The 19419-nt window shown below is 70.3% G+C and carries 13 protein-coding genes; 12 read left to right on the forward strand and 1 reads right to left on the reverse strand.

Annotated elements, in window-relative coordinates:
- The 9 genes from MB828_RS27265 to MB828_RS27305 all read left to right on the forward strand — a co-directional run.
- Positions 1–3428, forward strand: a 3428-nt coding sequence (locus MB828_RS27265; protein WP_301650545.1) for an Rne/Rng family ribonuclease, incomplete at its 5' end; no start/stop codon positions are given.
- A 268-nt stretch (positions 3429–3696) separates the two neighbouring features.
- Positions 3697–4017 (forward strand): 50S ribosomal protein L21, encoded by a 321-nt coding sequence (gene rplU / locus MB828_RS27270; protein WP_004931419.1) that lies wholly within the window; start codon positions 3697–3699, stop codon positions 4015–4017.
- A gap of 14 nt (positions 4018–4031) precedes the next feature.
- The gene (rpmA, locus tag MB828_RS27275; RefSeq protein WP_015660411.1) at positions 4032–4286 is read left to right on the forward strand and encodes a 50S ribosomal protein L27; all 255 of its coding nucleotides are present in this window, start codon (positions 4032–4034) and stop codon (positions 4284–4286) included.
- 127 nt (positions 4287–4413) lie between these two features.
- Positions 4414–5853, forward strand: a complete 1440-nt coding sequence (obgE, locus tag MB828_RS27280) for a GTPase ObgE (protein WP_133021936.1) — start codon at positions 4414–4416, stop codon at positions 5851–5853.
- 216 nt (positions 5854–6069) lie between these two features.
- Positions 6070–7620, forward strand: coding sequence for an alkaline phosphatase D family protein (locus MB828_RS27285; RefSeq protein WP_301650546.1), 1551 nt, complete (start codon positions 6070–6072; stop codon positions 7618–7620).
- A gap of 131 nt (positions 7621–7751) precedes the next feature.
- Positions 7752–8969 carry a hypothetical protein gene (locus tag MB828_RS27290; protein ID WP_301650547.1) on the forward strand — a complete coding sequence of 406 codons (1218 nt, stop codon included), beginning with the start codon at positions 7752–7754 and terminating at the stop codon, positions 8967–8969.
- A gap of 289 nt (positions 8970–9258) precedes the next feature.
- Positions 9259–10758 carry a bifunctional cytidylyltransferase/SDR family oxidoreductase gene (locus tag MB828_RS27295; RefSeq protein WP_301650548.1) on the forward strand — a complete coding sequence of 500 codons (1500 nt, stop codon included), beginning with the start codon at positions 9259–9261 and terminating at the stop codon, positions 10756–10758.
- Between the two features lie 159 nt (positions 10759–10917).
- Positions 10918–13032: a hypothetical protein gene (locus MB828_RS27300; RefSeq protein ID WP_301650549.1), complete on the forward strand. Its 2115-nt coding sequence runs from the start codon at positions 10918–10920 to the stop codon at positions 13030–13032.
- 367 nt (positions 13033–13399) lie between these two features.
- Positions 13400–14614: a glycosyltransferase family 2 protein gene (locus MB828_RS27305; RefSeq protein WP_301650550.1), complete on the forward strand. Its 1215-nt coding sequence runs from the start codon at positions 13400–13402 to the stop codon at positions 14612–14614.
- Between the two features lie 32 nt (positions 14615–14646).
- On the opposite strand, the gene MB828_RS27310 is transcribed toward MB828_RS27305, so the two are convergent.
- Positions 14647–16041, reverse strand: a complete 1395-nt coding sequence (locus MB828_RS27310) for a polysaccharide pyruvyl transferase family protein (RefSeq protein ID WP_301650551.1) — start codon at positions 16039–16041, stop codon at positions 14647–14649.
- Positions 16042–16275: 234 nt separating this feature from the next.
- On the opposite strand from MB828_RS27310, the gene proB reads away from it, so the two are divergent.
- The 3 genes from proB to MB828_RS27325 all read left to right on the forward strand — a co-directional run bounded on the left by proB (position 16276) and on the right by MB828_RS27325 (position 19321).
- The gene (gene proB, locus MB828_RS27315; RefSeq protein ID WP_301650572.1) at positions 16276–17382 is read left to right on the forward strand and encodes a glutamate 5-kinase; all 1107 of its coding nucleotides are present in this window, start codon (positions 16276–16278) and stop codon (positions 17380–17382) included.
- 124 nt (positions 17383–17506) lie between these two features.
- Positions 17507–17935 carry a hypothetical protein gene (locus MB828_RS27320; RefSeq protein ID WP_046733220.1) on the forward strand — a complete coding sequence of 143 codons (429 nt, stop codon included), beginning with the start codon at positions 17507–17509 and terminating at the stop codon, positions 17933–17935.
- Between the two features lie 99 nt (positions 17936–18034).
- The gene (locus tag MB828_RS27325) at positions 18035–19321 is read left to right on the forward strand and encodes a glutamate-5-semialdehyde dehydrogenase (protein ID WP_301650552.1); all 1287 of its coding nucleotides are present in this window, start codon (positions 18035–18037) and stop codon (positions 19319–19321) included.
- Positions 19322–19419: the final 98 nt, after the last annotated feature.

Below are 19419 nucleotides of genomic sequence, written 5' to 3' on the forward strand. Positions count from 1 at the left end.
CCGCGACCGCTCCGGCCGCGACCGAGGCCGCCGAGCCCGCGGAGGCCGAGACGCCGCGCCGCCGGCGCCGGGTCGTGCGCCAGGCCGCCACCGGGTTCTCCGAGCCCGCCGGCCGGGCCGCCGACGCCGCGACCGCTCCGGCCGCGACCGAGGCCGCCGAGCCCGCGGAGGCCGAGACGCCGCGCCGCCGGCGCCGGGTCGTGCGCCAGGCCGCCACCGGGTTCTCCGAGCCCGCCGGCCGGGCCGCCGACGAAGAGCCGCGCCGCCCGGCCAGGCCCGCCGTCGCCGTCTTCCAGGCGCCCGTGTTCACCGAGCCGAAGTTCCAGACCCCGGAGCGCGCCGCCGCCGAGGCCGCCGCCGCGTCCGCCGGTCCCGGCGAGCCCGAGGACGCCACGCCGTCCGCCGCGGCCACCAGGGCCACCGGAGCCACCGCGGCCACCACGCCCGCCGTCGCCGCGGAGCCCGCCGAGCAGACCGAGGCCGGTTCCCGGCGCCGTCGCCGCCGCCGGGGCGCCGTCGAGGAGGCCCCGGTCGCCGAGACCGCCGCCGCCGCCGCCGAGACCGAGGAGCCGGAGGAGTCCGTCGAGGACACCGCCGACGCGGCCGACGCCGACGACGAGACCGAGGAGTCCGGCTCCCGCCGTCGCCGCCGCCGGGGCGGCCGCCGCCGTCGCCGCGGTGACGCCGCCGACGGCGAGGGCGCCGAGGACGGATCCGACGAGCTCGCCGCCGAGCAGGCCGAGCAGGATGCCGAGGACACCGCCGAGCAGGAGGAAGAGGACGACGAGGAGGCCTACGACGAGGCCGGCGCCTCCTCCTCCAGCAGCCGCCGTCGCCGTCGCCGCAGGCGGCGCGCCGGGGACAGCGCCACCGACGCCGAGCCCGGCGAGGGCGACCCGGAGCGCACCGTCGTCAAGGTCCGCGAGCCCCGCAAGCCCTCCGAGCCCTCCGACGAGGTGCAGTCCATCAAGGGCTCCACCCGCCTGGAGGCCAAGAAGCAGCGCCGTCGCGAGGGCCGCGAGCAGGGCCGCCGCCGCGTCCCGATCATCACCGAGGCCGAGTTCCTCGCCCGCCGCGAGGCCGTCGAGCGCGTGATGGTCGTACGCCAGCACGGCGACCGCACCCAGATCGGCGTCCTGGAGGACGGCGTGCTCGTAGAGCACTACGTCAACAAGGAGCAGGCCACCTCGTACGTCGGCAACGTGTACCTCGGCAAGGTGCAGAACGTGCTGCCGTCGATGGAGGCCGCCTTCATCGACATCGGCAAGGGCCGCAACGCCGTGCTCTACGCCGGTGAGGTCAACTTCGAGGCGCTCGGCATGGCCAACGGGCCGCGCCGCATCGAGGCCGCCCTGAAGTCCGGCCAGTCCGTCCTCGTGCAGGTCACGAAGGACCCGATCGGCCACAAGGGCGCCCGCCTCACCAGCCAGGTCTCCCTCCCGGGCCGCTACCTCGTGTACGTCCCCGAAGGCTCCATGACCGGCATCAGCCGCAAGCTGCCCGACACCGAGCGCGCGCGGCTGAAGACCATCCTCAAGAAGATCGTCCCCGAGGACGCGGGCGTCATCGTGCGCACCGCCGCCGAGGGCGCGAGCGAGGACGAACTGCGCCGCGACGTCGAACGGCTCCAGGCGCAGTGGGACGACATCCGGAAGAAGTCGAAGAACGGCGGCAGCTCGAACGCCCCGTCGCTGCTCTACGGCGAGCCCGACATGACCGTCCGGGTCGTCCGCGACATCTTCAACGAGGACTTCTCCAAGGTCGTCGTCAGCGGTGACGAGGCCTGGGACACCGTCCACGGCTACGTCTCGCACGTCGCCCCCGACCTCGCCGGCCGGCTGTCGAAGTGGACCTCCGAGGTCGACGTCTTCGCCACCTACCGGATCGACGAGCAGCTCGCCAAGGCCCTGGACCGCAAGGTCTGGCTGCCCAGCGGCGGTTCGCTGGTCATCGACCGGACCGAGGCGATGGTCGTCGTCGACGTCAACACCGGCAAGTTCACCGGCCAGGGCGGCAACCTCGAAGAGACGGTGACGCGCAACAACCTGGAGGCGGCCGAGGAGATCGTCCGCCAGCTGCGGCTGCGCGACCTCGGCGGCATCATCGTCATCGACTTCATCGACATGGTCCTGGAGTCCAACCGCGACCTGGTGCTGCGCCGCCTGCTCGAATGCCTCGGGCGGGACCGGACCAAGCACCAGGTGGCCGAGGTCACCTCGCTGGGCCTGGTCCAGATGACCCGCAAGCGCGTCGGCCAGGGCCTGCTGGAGTCCTTCTCCGAGACCTGCGTGCACTGCAACGGCCGCGGCGTCATCGTCCACATGGAGCAGCCCGGCTCCTCCGGCGGCGGTGGCGGCGGCAAGCGCAAGAAGCGCGGCCGCGGCGGCGACGGACACGAGCACGAGCACGACGTCCACGAGACCCACGAGGTCGTCACCGACGGGTCCGTCGAGCACGCGGAGGCCGTCCACGCCGTCGAGACGGCGGCCGAGGTGGCCGCCGAGGTCGCCGAACCCGTCGCGCTGTCCGCGCCCGACTTCGCGCCGGACGAGGAGCTGTACAGCAGCGTCGCCGAGGCGGAGGCCGCGGCCGGCCGCGGCCGTACCCGCCGCCGGGCGAGCCGCCGGGCCTCGGCTCCGGCCGGCGCGCCCAAGGAGCGTGCCGGCCGCAACCGGGGTGCCGAGGCGGAGGCGCCGACCGCGCAGGCCGTACCGGCCGCCGTCGAGGCCGAGCGGGAGGTGCTGCCGGAGCCGGCCGCCGAGGCGCACGCCGAGCCGGTCGCCGTGGAGGACCCGGTCGTCCAGGCGCCGGAGGCCACCGAGACGGCTCCGGCCGCCCAGGCCGCTCCCGCCGCCCCGGAGGCCGAGGAGGCCGCGCCGAAGGGCCGTACGCGTCGGCGTGCCACCCGGAAGGTGTCGGCGCCCGCCGGCTCCCCGGCGGGGGCCGAGGCAACCGTGGTGACCGTCGTCGCCGAGAACGCGGCGCCGGAAGCGGTGACCGAACCGGCCGCGGTGACCGCGGCGGAACCGGCCGCCGAGCCCGCTACGGAGCCCGAGCAGGCCGCGCCCGCCGAGAGCGCCGCACCGGCCCGTCCGCGCCGCCGTGCGGTGCGCAAGGCCACCGCGCCGACCGCGTCCGAGGAGACGGCCGTCGTGGTCGTGCCGGCGGCGGAGTCCGAGACGCCGGCGGCCGAGGCCCCGGTGGCCGAGGAGCCGGTCGCCGAGGAGGCCGCCCCGGCCAAGAAGACGGCCCGTAAGACGGCCGCCAAGAAGGCCCCGGCGAAGAAGACGGCGGCCAAGAAGACCGCGGCGAAGAAGACGGCCGCCAAGAAGACGACGGCCAAGAAGGCGGCCAAGACCGTCAAGACGGCCGCCGCCAAGTCGACGGCGAAGAAGACCACCACGGTCCCCGCCACCGACGAGGGCTGACGCCCGTCCGTGGGGCCGGTCCTCGTGACCGGCCCCACACCGCCGCACCGGGGCCGGGTGACCGGCCCCACACCCCACGGGGCCCGGTTTGACCCCCCAGGCCACCGCCCCGTAACCTTGACCGTCGGCGTGTCCATGGATATGAGGACGCGCCACATCCCCGTAAACCTCTTCCTTCGGGACACCACGTGTTCCGAAGAGGCGGCCCGCGTCTGCCGGGCGGCTGGACTGCGGGGGTGCCGTTCCTGAGCGAGAGAGTGAGATCCGCGTGTACGCCATCGTGCGCAGCGGTGGCCGCCAGCACAAGGTTGCTGTCGGTGACATCGTCGAGGTTGACAAGATTTCCACCGCCAAGGTTGGCGACACGGTCGAGCTCTCGACCCTGCTCGTTGTCGACGGCGACGCTGTGACCAGCGACCCGTGGGTGCTGGCCGGCATCAAGGTCCAGGCCGAGGTCGTGGACCACCACAAGGGCCAGAAGATCGACATTCTGCGCTACAAGAACAAGACCGGCTACCGCCGTCGTCAGGGCCACCGCCAGCAGTACACGGCGATCAAGGTCACTGAGATCCCCGCGGCTGCGAAGTAAGGGACTGAGGAGAGATGGCACACAAGAAGGGCGCATCGTCCACCCGTAACGGTCGTGACTCCAACGCTCAGCGCCTCGGCGTGAAGCGTTTCGGCGGTCAGGTTGTCAGCGCGGGCGAGATCCTGGTCCGCCAGCGTGGCACCCACTTCCACCCGGGTGCGGGCGTCGGCCGTGGCGGCGACGACACGCTGTTCGCGCTGAACGCCGGCGCGGTGGAGTTCGGTACCCACCGTGGCCGCAAGGTCGTGAACATCGTTCCGGTCGCCTGAGTCTGCTGACAGCACGGCTCTGACCGAACATTTCGCGAGGCGGACCTCACTTCCCGTTCGGGAAGTGGGTCCGCCTTTCGCGTGTTGACATAGGTATCACCCCGCAAGTATCTGGAGGCACTGCACCATGACCACCTTCGTGGACCGCGTCGAGCTGCACATCGCCGCGGGTAACGGAGGCCACGGCTGCGCCTCCGTACACCGGGAGAAGTTCAAGCCGCTCGGCGGCCCCGACGGCGGCAACGGCGGCCGCGGCGGCGACGTCGTCCTCACCGTCGACCAGTCGGTGACGACGCTCCTCGACTACCACCACTCCCCGCACCGCAAGGCCACCAACGGCAAGCCCGGCGAGGGCGGCAACCGGGCCGGCAAGGACGGCCAGGACCTGATCCTGCCGGTCCCCGACGGCACCGTCGTCCTCGACAAGGCCGGCAACGTCCTCGCCGACCTCGTCGGCCACGGCACCTCCTACGTCGCCGCCCAGGGCGGCCGCGGCGGCCTCGGCAACGCGGCCCTCGCCAGCGCCCGCCGCAAGGCCCCCGGCTTCGCGCTGCTCGGCGAGCCCGGAGACTTCGGGGACATCGTCCTGGAGCTCAAGACCGTCGCCGACGTGGCCCTGGTCGGCTACCCGAGCGCCGGCAAGTCCTCCCTGATCTCCGTGCTGTCCGCCGCCAAGCCGAAGATCGCCGACTACCCGTTCACCACCCTGGTCCCCAACCTCGGTGTGGTGACCGCCGGCTCCACCGTCTACACCATCGCCGACGTCCCCGGCCTCATCCCCGGCGCCAGCCAGGGCAAGGGCCTCGGCCTTGAGTTCCTGCGCCACGTCGAGCGGTGCAGCGTCCTCGTGCACGTCCTGGACACCGCCACCCTGGAGTCCGAGCGCGACCCCGTCTCCGACCTCGACGTCATCGAGGAGGAGCTCAAGCAGTACGGCGGTCTCGGCGACCGGCCCCGGATCGTCGTCCTCAACAAGATCGACGTCCCCGACGGCAAGGACCTCGCCGAGATGGTCCGCCCCGACCTGGAGGCCCGCGGCTACCGCGTCTTCGAGGTCTCCGCGGTCGCCCACACCGGCCTGCGCGAGCTGACCTTCGCACTCGGCGAACTGGTCGGCACGGCACGGGCGGCCAGGCCCAAGGAGGAGGCGACCCGCATCGTCATCCGGCCCAAGGCCGTCGACGACGCCGGCTTCACCGTCACCCAGGAGGACGACCGCCTCTTCCGGGTACGCGGCGAGAAGCCCGAACGCTGGGTCCGCCAGACCGACTTCAACAACGACGAGGCCGTCGGCTACCTCGCCGACCGCCTCAACCGGCTCGGCGTGGAAGAGCAGCTGATGAAGGCGGGCGCCCGGGCGGGCGACGGCGTCGCCATCGGCCCCGAGGACAACGCCGTCGTCTTCGACTGGGAGCCGTCCATGATGTCCGGCGCCGAGATGCTCGGCCGCCGCGGCGAGGACCACCGCTTCGAGGAACAGCGCCCGGCCGTCCAGCGCCGCCGCGACCGCGAGGCCGAACGCGACGAATCCCTGCGCGAGTACGGCGACTTCGACCCGTTCGAGTAGCCGTACCGCAGCCCCGGGATCCGGGGCGGCCGATTCACCGCCCGACCCGTAGAGGCCCGTTGCGGCCGGGACACGTTCCCGGCCGCAACGGGTTTTCTGTTGTCCCCCTAGTTGTCATGCGCACGCATGCCTGCATTCAGCGGACGGACCCACCAGCCGTGGGAGCTTCCGAAGGCCAGACCGTCCAAGAGGCCACTGTGGCAAGGGAGTCCGCGCATGACCGGAGCACCATCGCCCGACCGACGCCGCTTTCTGACCGCCGGTGCCGCCGTCCTCGGGGCCGCCGCCTCCGCCCAGCTCTGGCTGCCCGCCGCCGCCCGCGCCGCCGAATCCCCGCTGCCAGAGAACGTGTTCAGCCTCGGCATCGCCTCCGGCGACCCGCTCCCCGACGGCATCGTGCTCTGGACCCGGCTCGCCCCCGACCCCCTCGCCGGCGGCGGCATGCCCGACGCGATCGTGCCCGTCGAATGGGAGATCGCCGAGGACGAACGCCTCCACAAAGTCGTCCGCCGCGGCACCGCCCACGCCCGTCCCGAATACGGCCACAGCGTCCACGTGGACGTACGAGGACTGCGCCCCGGCCGCTCCTACTGGTACCGCTTCCGCGCCGGCGGCCGGATCTCCCCCACGGGCCGCACCCGCACCGCCCCCCACCCGCACGCCAAGGGCGGCTCCCTGCGCGTGGCCCTCGCCTCCTGCCAGAACTGGCAGCACGGCTACTTCACCCCGTACGCCGACATGCTCGCCCAGGACCCCGACGCCGTCCTCTTCGTCGGCGACTACATCTACGAGTCCACACCGTCCTCCTCCGGCCCGCGCCGCCACGAGGGCAAGGGCGAGCCGTACACCCTCGAGCAGTACCGCAACCGCTACGCCCAGTACCGCAGCGACCCCGACCTCGCCGCGATGCACGCGAACGCCCCCTGGGTGGTCACCTTCGACGACCACGAGGTCGACAACGACTGGGCCGGCGAGATCCCCCAGGACCCCGACAAACAGCCCCACGACGCCTTCGTCACCCGCCTGACCGCCGCCTTCCAGGCCTACTACGAGCACATGCCGGTCCGCGCCACCGCGATCCCGGACGGACCCCACATCCAGATGTACCGCCGCCTGGAGTTCGGCCGCCTCGTCCGGCTCAACGTCCTCGACACCCGGCAGTTCCGCAGCGACCAGGTCACCAGCCAGGCCGCCGCCGAGGACCCCGCGCTCACCATGCTCGGCGCCCGGCAGAAACAGTGGCTGCTCGACGGACTGCACGGCTCACCGGCCCGCTGGAACCTGATCGCCTCACAGATCATGATGGCCGAGACCGACATCCTGCCCGGTGACGGAAAACTCTGGTACTACGACGCCTGGGACGGCTACCAGGCCGAACGCAACGCCCTCCTCGACGACTTCGCCTCCGTCCGCAACCCCGTCGTCCTCAGCGGCGACCGGCACCTGACCATGATCAGCGACCTGAAGAAGAACTTCGCGGACCCTTCCTCGGACGTCGTCGGCGCCGAGTTCGTCGGCACCTCCATCTCCAGCAACGGCGACCAGGACCAGGCCGCCTTCCACGCCCAGTTCGACCCCCTGAAGGCCGACAACCCGCACTGGAAGGTCATCGACGCCCACCGCGGCTACCACCTCTTCGACATCCGCCGCCACGGCATCGACGCGCGCGTCCGGGTCGTCGACACCGTCGTCAGCCCGCAGGCCACCGCCCGCACCCTCGCCACCCTGCACGTGGCGGCGGACGAACCGGGTGTACAGGTCACGTGAGGTGACAAACGCCGCGTAGATGAGAAACGGGGCGCCGATCGTCAATTTCATGTAACGGGAGCCTGGGACTCATCTGTGTCCCAGGCTCCTCTCAGGTGAACCTCAGGCAAACCTCTTACCTTTCGTTAACCATGGAGACGGACTGTACGAGAGGCGAAGCCCCGGTGAACAACGCCCCGATAGGCCACATCGGTCCCCCCGCCGCCCTGCCCGCCGGCACCCGCCTGCTGCACATCGGCCCGCACAAGACCGGCACCACGGCCATCCAGGGCGCCCTCTTCGCCGCCAGGGACAAGCTCCCCGCGCACGGCGTCGAGTTCCCGGCGACCAGCCGGCACCCGATGGAAGCCGCCCTCGCGGCATGCGCCCGGCCCGCGATGATGGGCGACACCGTGCCTACCGAGAAGCACTGGACACGGCTGCTCCAGCAGGTCGACGCCACCGGGTCCCGCACGGCGGTCATCAGCAGCGAGTTCTTCGCCGACGCCGCCGACGACGAGACCGTCTCCCGGATCGTCCGGCAACTCGGCGGCGAACGCGTCCACGTCCTCGTCACCCTGCGCCCGATCGCCAAGATCATGCCCTCGCAGTGGCAGCAGTACGTACAGAACGGCCTGCGCATGGGCTACGAGGACTGGCTCGACCACATGCTCCGCAAGGCCCCCTACGAGAAGCCCAACCCCAGCTTCTGGCGCCGGCACCGGCACGACCGGCTCGTCGAACGCTGGATCCGCGCCGTCGGCGCCGACCGGATCACCGTCGTCGTGGTCGACGACCGCGACCGCGACGGCCTGCTGCGCACCTTCGAAGCACTGCTCGGCCTTCCCCAAGAACTTCTCCAGCCGGTACCGGACGCGGCGAACCGCTCCCTCACCCTCGCCGAGACCGAAATGCTGCGAAAGCTCAACATGGAATTCCGCGGCAATGGCCTGCCTGACGAGCTCTATTCCAAGCTCATCCGCAACGGCGCGGTCATGCATATGAAGAACACGTGCAGCCCCACCGCCGGTGACGTGAAGATCTCCACCCCCGGCTGGGCCGTCGAGGCCGCCTCGGGCATCGGCGCCGAGATGGCGGAACGCATCGGCGCCATGGGCGTCCGCGTCATCGGCGACCCGGCCCTGCTGTCCGCCGCCCCCGAACGGCCGGAACCGGCCATGGCCACCGGCGAGGCCCGCATCGCCCCGGAGGTCGCCGCCCACGCCCTGTACGGCGCGCTCGCCGCGGCGGCCTCGGCACCGGTCCGGCACACGGCGGAGGCGAAAGCCCGCACCGTGCACCAGACGTCGTCGAAGGAACTCGTACGGGTACTGGGACACCGATGTCTCAAGAGGCTGCGACGACGCTGACGGCGCCGACCGAGGCCGAACGGCTTAGCTCTGCTAAGCCGTTCGTGTGGCACGGCTTAGCACCTCTGACACGCGAAGCGTCACGCTCAGCAATCGGAATGCCCTGTGTAGTTACTCACAGCAAATTCACGGAACTTCCCCGGGCGGCCGACAGGCGAGGCCATCACCAGCGGTGCAAGGTGAATGAAAGGTTGCGGATACATATGCGGCGGACGGCGCTCACCTTGCACAGCGGTTACCCGAAGTGGGACGCTTTCCCCGTTCCCTGATGCCCCAAGGTAGGTCACCTGTGTCCCAGCACATAGCCAAGCCCCGAACCACCGCAGTGATCCTGGCCGGTGGCACCGGCCAGCGGGTGGGTCTGTCGATCCCCAAGCAGCTGCTGAAGATCGCCGGCAAGGCAGTCATCGAGCACACCCTGGCCACCTTCGAGAAGGCCGACTCGATCGACGACATCATCGTGCTGATGGCACCGGGCTACGTCGCGGACATCGAGAAGATCGTCGCCAAGGCCGGCTTCACCAAGGTCAAGAAGGTCATCGAAGGCGGCAGCACCCGCAACGAGACCACCGAGCGCGCCATCCAGGCCCTCGGCGAGGGGCTGGCCGACGGAGAGGACCTCAACGTCCTCTTCCACGACGCCGTACGCCCCCTGCTGTCGCAGCGCGTCATCGACGACTGCGTCGCCGCACTGGACCGCTACCAGGCCGTCGACGTCGCCATCCCGTCCGCCGACACCATCATCGTCACCCGCACCCACGGCGAGGACGGCGAGTTCATCACCGAGATCCCGGACCGCTCCCGGCTGCGCCGCGGCCAGACCCCGCAGGCGTTCAAGCTGTCCACGATCAAGCGGGCCTACCAGGTCGCCGACGGCGACCCCAACTTCCAGGCCACCGACGACTGCTCCGTGGTCCTCAAGTACCTGCCCGACGTGCCGATCCACGTCGTCGCCGGCGACGAGTACAACATGAAGGTCACCCAGCCCGTCGACGTCTTCATCGCCGACAAGCTGTTCCAGCTCGCCTCCACCGCCGCCCCCGAGCAGAACGGCGAAGAGGCCTACCGCGAACTGCTCACCGGCAAGACCGCGGTCATCTTCGGCGGCTCGTACGGCATCGGCAAGGACATCGCCGAACTCGCCGAGTCCTACGGCGCCAACGTCTACGCGCTGGGCCGCTCCACCACCGGCACCCACGTGGAGAACCCGGAGGAGGTCGACGACGCCCTGTCCAAGGCCTACGCCGAGACCGGCCGGATCGACTACGTCGTCAACACGGCGGGCGTGCTGCGCATCGGCAAGCTCGCCGAGACCGACAACGCCACCATCGAGGAAGCACTGAAGGTCAACTACCTGGCCCCCGTGCAGATCGCCCGTTCCAGCTACAAGTACCTCGCTGAGACCAAGGGCCAGCTGCTCCTCTACACCTCCAGCAGCTACACCCGGGGCCGCGCCGAGTACAGCCTCTACTCCTCCACCAAGGCCGCCATGGTGAACCTCACCCAGGCCCTGTCCGACGAGTGGGCCGGCGACTCCGTCCGGGTCAACTGCATCAACCCCGAACGCACCGCCACCCCCATGCGCACCAAGGCCTTCGGCCAGGAACCGGCGGGCTCGCTGCTCTCCTCCGAGGCCGTCGCCCGCACCTCCCTCGACGTGCTGCTGTCCGAACTCACCGGTCATGTCATCGACGTCCGCCAGCAGGACCCGACGGCGGCCGCCGGCGAGGCCACCGGCTTCGAACAGGCCCTGGCCAGTGTCCTGGACCGACAGGACGGCGTGGCATAATCAGCCTCCAATAGTCATCTGTAATTCAGGCCTCTGTGGTTGCGTGTTCTGTTCGTAGAGCATTCACAGGGGCCTGAACCCGTAAAAACTCAGATCGCCTCACACGCCAGATCGTCCGCAAGGTCAAATACAGGCCTTTTTGTCAGCAAAAGGTTCTCCGTGATATCCACCGCTATTCGCGTCGCCCGGGTGGGCAGCGCGGCCGAGCTGGCCGCGGCGGCACTCATGATCCTCGGCTTCCCGGTGCTCATGATCGCCGCGCTCGTCCCGAGCGTCTACGCCTTCGCGGCCGCGGCCGCCGTCACGTACCTGGCGGACCACTACCTGCACCGCAAGGGCAGCTACCTCATCAGCCGCCTGAGCAAGGTCCGGGCCGGCCTGTCGATCCGCTTCCTGATCCGGCAGCTGCTGCTGATCCTGCTGCTGGCCCGCATGGACCTCTCGAACGGCCTGGTCTTCTACGGCGCGATCGCCTGCTTCATCGCCTTCTACGGACTGCAGGCCCCGCACGGCGCGCTGGTCCAGCTGATCCGCAACCGCCGCCGGATGCCGGTCGCCACCCGCAACGTCGACCTGAAGTCCCGCATCCGCATCCCGGACGCCCCGCCGCAGGGCCTGCTGGACCGCTCCGCCGAGAAGATGCTGCACCTCGACCTCGCGGCCGTCGTCGGCCTGCTGATCTCGGCGACCACGGACAACGCGGTCGCCGGATTCGTCGGCATCGGCCTGACCCTCGCCCTCGGCACCCTGTACGTGCTGGTGCTGATGCCGTACGTACGCGGCCGCAAGACCCCGCCGGACGCCGACACCGTGCTGGCCGCCGTCGACGAGTGGCTCACCGAGTACAAGCCCGAGACCGTCCTGTACTTCTCCGGCTCCAAGGACTCCGCCTACCAGGTCAACATGTGGCTGGAAACCATGGAGCAGCTGGAGACGCGCCCGCTGGTCCTGCTGCGCGAACGAGTCATCCTGCAGAGCCTCGCCCCGACCACCGCCCCCGTCATCTGCGTGCCCGGCGGCGTGCACCTGATGAACCTGGACCTCTCCACGGTCCGCGTCGCCCTCTACGCGGCCAACGTCGGAAAGAACATCCACCTGCTGCGCGTCCCCACCATGAAGCACGTCTTCATCGGCCACGGCGACAGCGACAAGCTGGCCAGCGTCAACCCGTTCAGCAAGGTGTACGACGAGGTGTGGACCGCCGGCCGTGCGGGCCGCGACCGCTACGCCATCGCCGACGTCGGTGTCCGCGACGACGACATCGTCGAGGTCGGCCGCCCGCAGCTGGCCCCCATCCAGGCCTGGCAGGGCGTCCCCGACGGCCGCATCCCCACCGTCCTCTACGCGCCCACCTGGGAAGGCTGGGACGACAACCCCGGCAACACCTCCCTCGTGCTCGCCGGCGAGAAGATCGTGAAGAAGCTCGTCAAGGCCGACCCGCCGGTCCGCGTCCTCTACAAGCCGCACCCCTTCACCGGCACCGTCAGCGCCCAGGCCGGCGCCGCCCACCGGCGCGTCACCGCCCTCATCGAAAAGGCCGCCGCCGAACGCGCCGCCGACCCCCGCTTCACCGTCGACACGGCCGCCCAGGCCGCGGCCCAGGCCGAGCTCAGCCGTATCGAGGCCCGCCTGACCGAGCTGACCGGCACCGGCGACGAGAAGCGCGACGAGGCCGAGGCCAGCCGCGACGACATCGTCGACCTGAAGAAGCACGAAGAAGTCGCCCGGCTGCGCGCCGAATGGAACGACACCCTCTGGCGATCCTTCCCCGACCACGAACACCGCGTCATCACGGGCGCCGAACCGCGCCTGTACGACTGCTTCAACGTCTCCGACGCGATGGTCTCCGACATCTCCAGCGTGGTCTCCGACTTCATCGCGAGCGGCAAGCCGTATGCCGTCACCGACTCCGCCGGAGTCGGCGTGGAGGAGTTCAAGCAGGCCAACACCGCTGTACGGGCCGCCGTGATCCTCTCCAACAGCGCCAAGGAACTTGGCGCCCTGCTGGACGCCGTACGCGACCCCTCCGCCGATCCGCTGGCCGCGGACCGCGAGGAACTCAAGCACTACCTGCTGGGCCCGGACGAGCCGACCTCCATCGAGCAGTTCAACCGCGCGGTGGCCGCGCTCGCCCGCAAGGCCGAAACCCGCAACCTCGGTCAGCAGGCCCGGATCGCGGCCGGTGACGCGGAAGCCGCCGACATCGCCAAGACGCTGCCGGGGGACCCGCTGAAGGCCGCCAGCGAGGCGGAAGGCACCACGACCGCCGGCTGACACGCGCACGCGCGCACACCACACCGAACGGGCTCGGTCCCGGGGACTCCTCCCCGGGACCGAGCCCGTTCGGCTGGGCACGGCATGCGGCATGCGGCATGCTGCCACCGCGCAAACACTTCCTCTTACCTTTGCTTAGCGATCTAGGGTGCGTCTTCTTACCAGCGCTTCGCGGTTTCCCCTGAGTGGCTCTTACCGCCCGTCCGTACTGTCCGGCGTAACCCGCAGTACACCGTCCGGCTGTGTACTCGCCATGTGAGCTGGGCCACTGAAGGTGCGTTCCGGGGCAACCGGTCGCGTCGATCAGCCATCTACAACGTTGCGACTGAGTCGACACCGGGGGAATGCACCATGACTAGGGGGAAACGTGACCGCCGTTGCGCAGCCTGATGTGACCGTCATCATCGGGGCGTACGAAGCGATGCCGTACCTCGTCGAATGCCTGGCCTCCGTCGAGCGCCAGACCCTCGACCCGGCACGGATGGAGGTCATCGCCGTCGACGACGGATCGGCCGACGGCACGGGGGAGTGCCTGGAGGAGTTCGCGGCCCGCGCCGCCATGCCCGTGACCGTGATCCGCCAGGAGAACTCCGGCGGCCCCAGCGGCCCCCGCAACGTCGGCCTCGCCAAGGCCACCGGCCGCTATGTGTTCTTCCTGGACGCCGACGACCGACTCGGCGACGAGGCCCTGGAACGCATGGTCGCCATGGCGGACAAGAACGGAACGGACGTCGTCCTCGGCAAGGTCGAGGGGATCAACCGCAAACCCCCGACGTCGATGTGGGGCAAGACGCTCGACCGCACCGACGTGTTCTCGTCCAACATCAAGTTCACGCTCAGCGCCCAGAAACTCTTCCGCCGCGCGCTCCTGGAACGGCACGGCATGCGTTTCGACGAGTCCCTTTGGACCGGCGAGGACGCGCTGTTCACCATGGAGGCCTACCTCCGCGCCGACGGCGTCTCCGTCGTCGCCGACTACCCCTGCTACTACCTGGTCGGCCGCGAGGACGGAAAGCACGTCACCAAGAGCGGCAGCTACACCCTGCGTTTCGACTCGGCGCGCGCCCTGATGAACCTGATAGCCGACATGGTCCCGGCAGGACCGCGCCGCGACACCCTCATGGTCCGGCCGTTCCTCGTCACCCTGCTCCCGCAGTTCGGCCCCAAGTTCCTCAAGGACGACGAGCGAATACGGCAGCACAAGATGGAACTGGCCGGCCCGCTGATGGCCGCCCACTGGAACCCGGAGGTCGCCCGCCGCCTGCGGGTCCACGAACGACTCCGACTCCACCTGGTGGCCGTACGACGCCCCGAACTCCTCCCCGAGGTCATCGAGTTCGTCCGTGCCAAGAAGCAGGCCGATGCCGTGCTGGAGAAGCGCGGCACCCGCGTGTACCTGGCCTACCCCCACTTCCGCTCCAAGCCGGCCGATGTCCCCGACTGGGTCTACCTCGCCGAACCCCGGGAGGCCCGCGCGGTCGAGGGCTACCGGGAGGACGCCGCCGGCACCTTCATGCGACGCGCGCTGCGCAAGGTCCGGCGTTCACTGCCCACCCGGGGCGTCAAAACGGCCGCCGCCTGACCGTGCCGGCCTCGCGAGGCCGACCCCCCGTCCTACTGGCCGGTTCCCAGAGCCCGGCGGAGCGGCTTGCCCACGGCCCGCCGGGCCCGCCGGTACACCGAAGTGGGCGCCGGGGCGGCGGTCTTCGCGCGGGCCCCGGCGCGAGCGAGTTCCTTCTCCAGCCGGGCGTTGTCCAGTGACAGCTCGTCGATACGACTGTGCAGCCAGCCGAACCGGGAGGTGAGCGATGTGACGTCCGTGTCGTTCCAGGGTCGTACGCCCGGCGGGAACGCCAGCGCACTCATCTTCCCCTCGAAGGCCGCCCCGCCGTCCCCGTGCGTGAACGTGTTGTCCAGGCCGTTCTTGTCCAGGAAGCCCGTGAACCGTTCGAAGCGCTCCCGGTGACCGCCGACCAGTCCGCCGAAGTCGGCCTCCGCGTACAGCTTCGCCGGATCGGCGGAATCCGGATCCTTGGCGGCCTGGTCCAGCCGCCGGTGCGGTATCTCGAAGTACCGGCACAGTTCCAGCGTCCGCGAGTCTCCGCACAGCACGGTGGCCGGCGTACCGGCGAGCAGCGCCGCGATGTTGCCGTGGATGCGCGAACCGAAGGAGAAGTCGAAAGAACGCAACTCGTCGATCCAGGTGACGGGGTCGATGTACACCCGCACCTTGTCCTCCCGGTACATCGGATGGTCCGGGTGGGTCGGCATCGAGGTCACCGCGGCGTTGGGGTCCGACAGGTCCCGCCAGTGCAACTGCCGTGCGTCACTGAGGTTCTGGCCGACGAAGCAGAGATTCGGGTAACGCTCGTGGGTACGGCTGATGATCCGGTCCAGGCCCTGCGCGCGTACGGCGCTGTGCGAGCCGTTGATCGCGATCCGCGACTCGGACGTCAGCTCCGGCGCGGTCTTGTGCACCGGCAGCCGGTCACCGTGCATGAACAGCGAAGGACAGCCGATGACCTCGACATCCGTGAAGCCCATGTCCCGCAGGTACTGCTCGGTGAACTCGCCCCGCACGCCGATGGACGCGCTGCGTTCCAGCACCGCCGCGCAGAACTCCCGAACGGTCGGCTCCATGCGCTTGAGTCGTTCCGGGTTGTAGCTGACACCGGTCTGCGCTCCGACCCCGAGCACGACGACCGGGATGCGCAACTTCGAGATCAGCCGGGTCATCCGTTTCAACGCGCTCTCGAAGGACGGGCGGAAGGCGTTGGCGAGCGGGACGACGAAGGCGTCGTACTCCTCGTTGATGCGTGCGGCGGCGGAGACGTCGGAGGGCATGCCGTTCGAGACGACCTCGGTGTCCGGCGTCTCGAGGATCTTGTGGGCGGCGTCACTGAAGATCAGATTGCCCGAGTTTGTGGCGATGACGTCCCGGTGCAGGGCCTCCTCGACGGTGACGACGTCGTAGGGGCTCTTACCCGACCTGATGAGGATGCGCTTCACGCGGCGAACTTTAGATGACACAAACTTCAAATTAACTTTGCGTTCGCTTCAGTTTCTATAAGCGTTCAGGGCAACCTTTTTGCCGTGTGCGGACTGTGGTCGTCCGGTCACAAGGATGTGTCCACCCTGTCGTCCGCAGGCTGGACGGGCCCGCCTGCCGCCGGTCCCGTTCGCGTAGATTCTCTGCCACGCGCGAGGAAGTGGGGACAGGACGTGGCAAGGGCAAGGCAGGCCGTGGGCGAGGCCCGCAGGATTGTCGTCAAGGTGGGTTCCTCCTCGCTCACCACCGCCTCCGGCGGCCTGGACGCCGACCGTGTCGACGCGCTCGTCGACGTCCTCGCCAAGAGCCGCAGCGGCGGGGAGAGGGAGGTCGTCCTCGTCTCCTCCGGTGCGATCGCCGCCGGTCTGGCCCCGCTCGGCCTGCGCCGCCGCCCCCGCGACCTGGCCCGCCAGCAGGCCGCCGCCAGCGTCGGCCAGGGCCTGCTCGTCGCCCGCTACACCGCCTCCTTCGCGCGCTACGGCGTCCGCGTCGGCCAAGTCCTGCTCACCTCCGACGACATGAGCCGCCGCGCCCACCACCGCAACGCCTCGCGCACCCTGGACAAACTCCTCGCGATGGGCGCCCTCCCGGTCGTCAACGAGAACGACACCGTCGCCACCGACGAGATCCGCTTCGGCGACAACGACCGCCTCGCCGCCCTGGTCGCCCACCTCGTCCACGCCGACCTGCTGGTCCTCCTCTCCGACGTCGACGGCGTCTACGACGGCGACCCCAGCAAGCCCGGCACCTCGCGGATAGCGGAGGTGAAGGGACCACGGGACCTGGCGGGCGTCGAGATCGGCAGCACCGGGAAGGCCGGTGTCGGCACCGGCGGCATGGTCACCAAGGTCGAGGCCGCCAGGATCGCCGCCGCCGCGGGCATCCCCGTCGTCCTCACCAGCGCCGTGCACGCCGCCGAGGCGCTCTCCGGCGGTGACACCGGCACCTACTTCCACCCCACCGGCAAACGGTCCGCAGACCGCCTCCTGTGGCTTCAGCACGCCTCCACTCCGCAAGGCTCGCTCACCCTCGACGACGGCGCCGTGCGCGCGGTCGTACAGGGCCGGAAGTCGCTGCTGCCGGCGGGGATCGCCGCCGTCGAGGGCGATTTCGTCGCGGGCGACCCCGTGGAACTGCGCGACACCGACGGGCACGCGGTTGCGCGCGGCCTCGTCAGTTTCGACGCCAAGGAGATCCCCCAGCTGATCGGACGTTCGACCAGGGAGTTGGCGCGCGAACTGGGCCCGGCGTACGAACGCGAGGTCGTACACAGGGACGACCTGGTGATCCTGCACCCGTAAAAACGGGGCACAACGAACGACCCCGGTGGGGGACGTTCCGTAAAACCGCCACACGAACCCTTGCGGCCTGCTCAACTTTGTCTCAGGACCACGTTCCGCACGAGCACAGCTGAAGGAGGCCGTCGTGAGACGAGTGCGCCCTGGGGCTGCGGCGTCCCGCGGTGCTCTGACGAGCGTCGCGGCCGGGGACACCTACGAGGAGCCGAAGGACCTGCCCCGCCTGTGGCACGTCACGCTCAGCGTCTGCGGTGCCGAGGTCCCCCTGCCGGAACTGCGCCGCGGACTCGAACAACTGGCCCACGACCACCCGTTCCTCCTCACCAGCCGCTACGCCTGCGACCACGCCGAGATCCGCTACTGGGAAGAGGCCCGCGACCTCCACGACGCCGCCGCCGTCGCCCTGCGCCTGTGGGGCGAGCACCGGCAGACCGCCGGCCTGCCCGCCTGGGAGATCGTCGGCCTGGAAGTCATCGACCGCGCCACCTACCACCAGCGGATCGCCGAGGGCTACGGCCCGCCGCCCGCGACACCGGTCGGCATCCACCCCTTCTGACACGCCTTGCGCTCCGGCCGGTATTGACCCGTTTTGATCCACGTCTCGCGGTGTGGAACAACGCGTGGACGCTCCGCCGGAGCGCACTACCCTTCCCTCATGACCACGCTCTCGCCGTACGACGCCATGTCCCCGGTCACGCAGGCCGCCTACCGCGCCAAGGCCGCCGCCGCCGACCTCGCGCCGCTGCCGCGCGCCGTGAAGGACGACGCGCTGCTCGCCATCGCGGACGCCCTGGAGGTCCGTACGAGCGAGATCGTCGAGGCCAACGCCAAGGACATCGCCAAGGCCCGCGAGAACGGCACCAGCGAGGCCATCGTCGACAGGCTCACGCTCACCCCCGAGCGGATCCGCGCCATCGCCTCCGACGTCCGTGACGTGGCGAAGCTGCCCGACCCGGTCGGCGAGGTCGTCCGCGGTTCCACCCTCCCCAACGGCATCGACCTGCGACAGGTCCGCGTCCCCCTCGGTGTCGTCGGCATCATCTACGAGGCCCGCCCGAACGTCACCGTCGACGCCGCCGCCCTCTGCCTGAAGTCCGGCAACGCCGTCCTGCTGCGCGGCTCCGCCTCCGCCTACGAGTCGAACACGGCCCTGGTGAGGGTCCTGCGGGACGCCGTCGGCGGCGCCGGACTGCCCGCCGACGCCGTCCAGCTGGTGCCCGGCGAGGGCCGAGAGTCCGTCCACGAGCTGATGCGCGCCCGCGGCCTGGTCGACGTCCTCATCCCGCGCGGCGGCGCCTCCCTCATCCAGACCGTCGTCATGGAGTCCAAGGTCCCCGTCATCGAGACCGGCACCGGCAACTGCCACGTCTACATCGACGCCCACGCCGACATCGACATGGCCATCGACATCCTGATCAACTCCAAGGCCCAGCGGGTCAGCGTCTGCAACGCCGCCGAGACCCTCCTCGTCCACCAGGACATCGCCCCCGAGTTCCTGCCGCGCGCCCTGGACGCCCTCGCCGAGGCCGGCGTCACCGTCCACGCCGACGAACGTGTCCTCGCCTACGCCGAGGACACCAAGGCGAACGTCGTCGAAGCGGTCCCGGAGGACTGGGAGACCGAGTACCTGTCGTACGACATCGCCGCCGCCGTCGTCGACTCCCTCGACAGGGCCGTCGAACACATCCGGCTGTGGACGTCCGGGCACACCGAGGCCATCGTCACTACCTCCCAGCAGGCCGCCCGCCGGTTCACCCAGCTGGTCGACTCGACCACCGTCGCCGTGAACGCGTCCACCCGCTTCACCGACGGCGGCCAGTTCGGCTTCGGCGCCGAGATCGGCATCTCCACCCAGAAGCTGCACGCCCGCGGCCCCATGGGCCTGCCCGAGCTGACCAGCACCAAGTACATCGTCACCGGCGACGGCCACATCCGCCGCTGACAGCCGCACCGCTGCCGCACCTGCAGCTCCGCCGTCGGCCACCCGTACGGCCCAACGCGGCCCTGTACGGCGCGCGGGCGCGCGCATGGGCGCACCGG

It is taken from the genome of Streptomyces arenae, assembly GCF_022343545.1.
Lineage (GTDB): Bacteria > Actinomycetota > Actinomycetes > Streptomycetales > Streptomycetaceae > Streptomyces > Streptomyces humi.

Excerpts from the sequence above, each read along its gene's own strand:
- rpmA (WP_015660411.1), top strand. The coding sequence starts at position 4,032 with ATGGCACACAAGAAGGGCGCATCGTCCACCCGTAACGGTCGTGACTCC.
- obgE (WP_133021936.1), top strand. The coding sequence starts at position 4,414 with ATGACCACCTTCGTGGACCGCGTCGAGCTGCACATCGCCGCGGGTAAC.
- MB828_RS27285 (WP_301650546.1), top strand. The coding sequence starts at position 6,070 with ATGACCGGAGCACCATCGCCCGACCGACGCCGCTTTCTGACCGCCGGT.
- MB828_RS27290 (WP_301650547.1), top strand. The coding sequence starts at position 7,752 with ATGGAGACGGACTGTACGAGAGGCGAAGCCCCGGTGAACAACGCCCCG.
- MB828_RS27325 (WP_301650552.1), top strand. The coding sequence starts at position 18,035 with ATGACCACGCTCTCGCCGTACGACGCCATGTCCCCGGTCACGCAGGCC.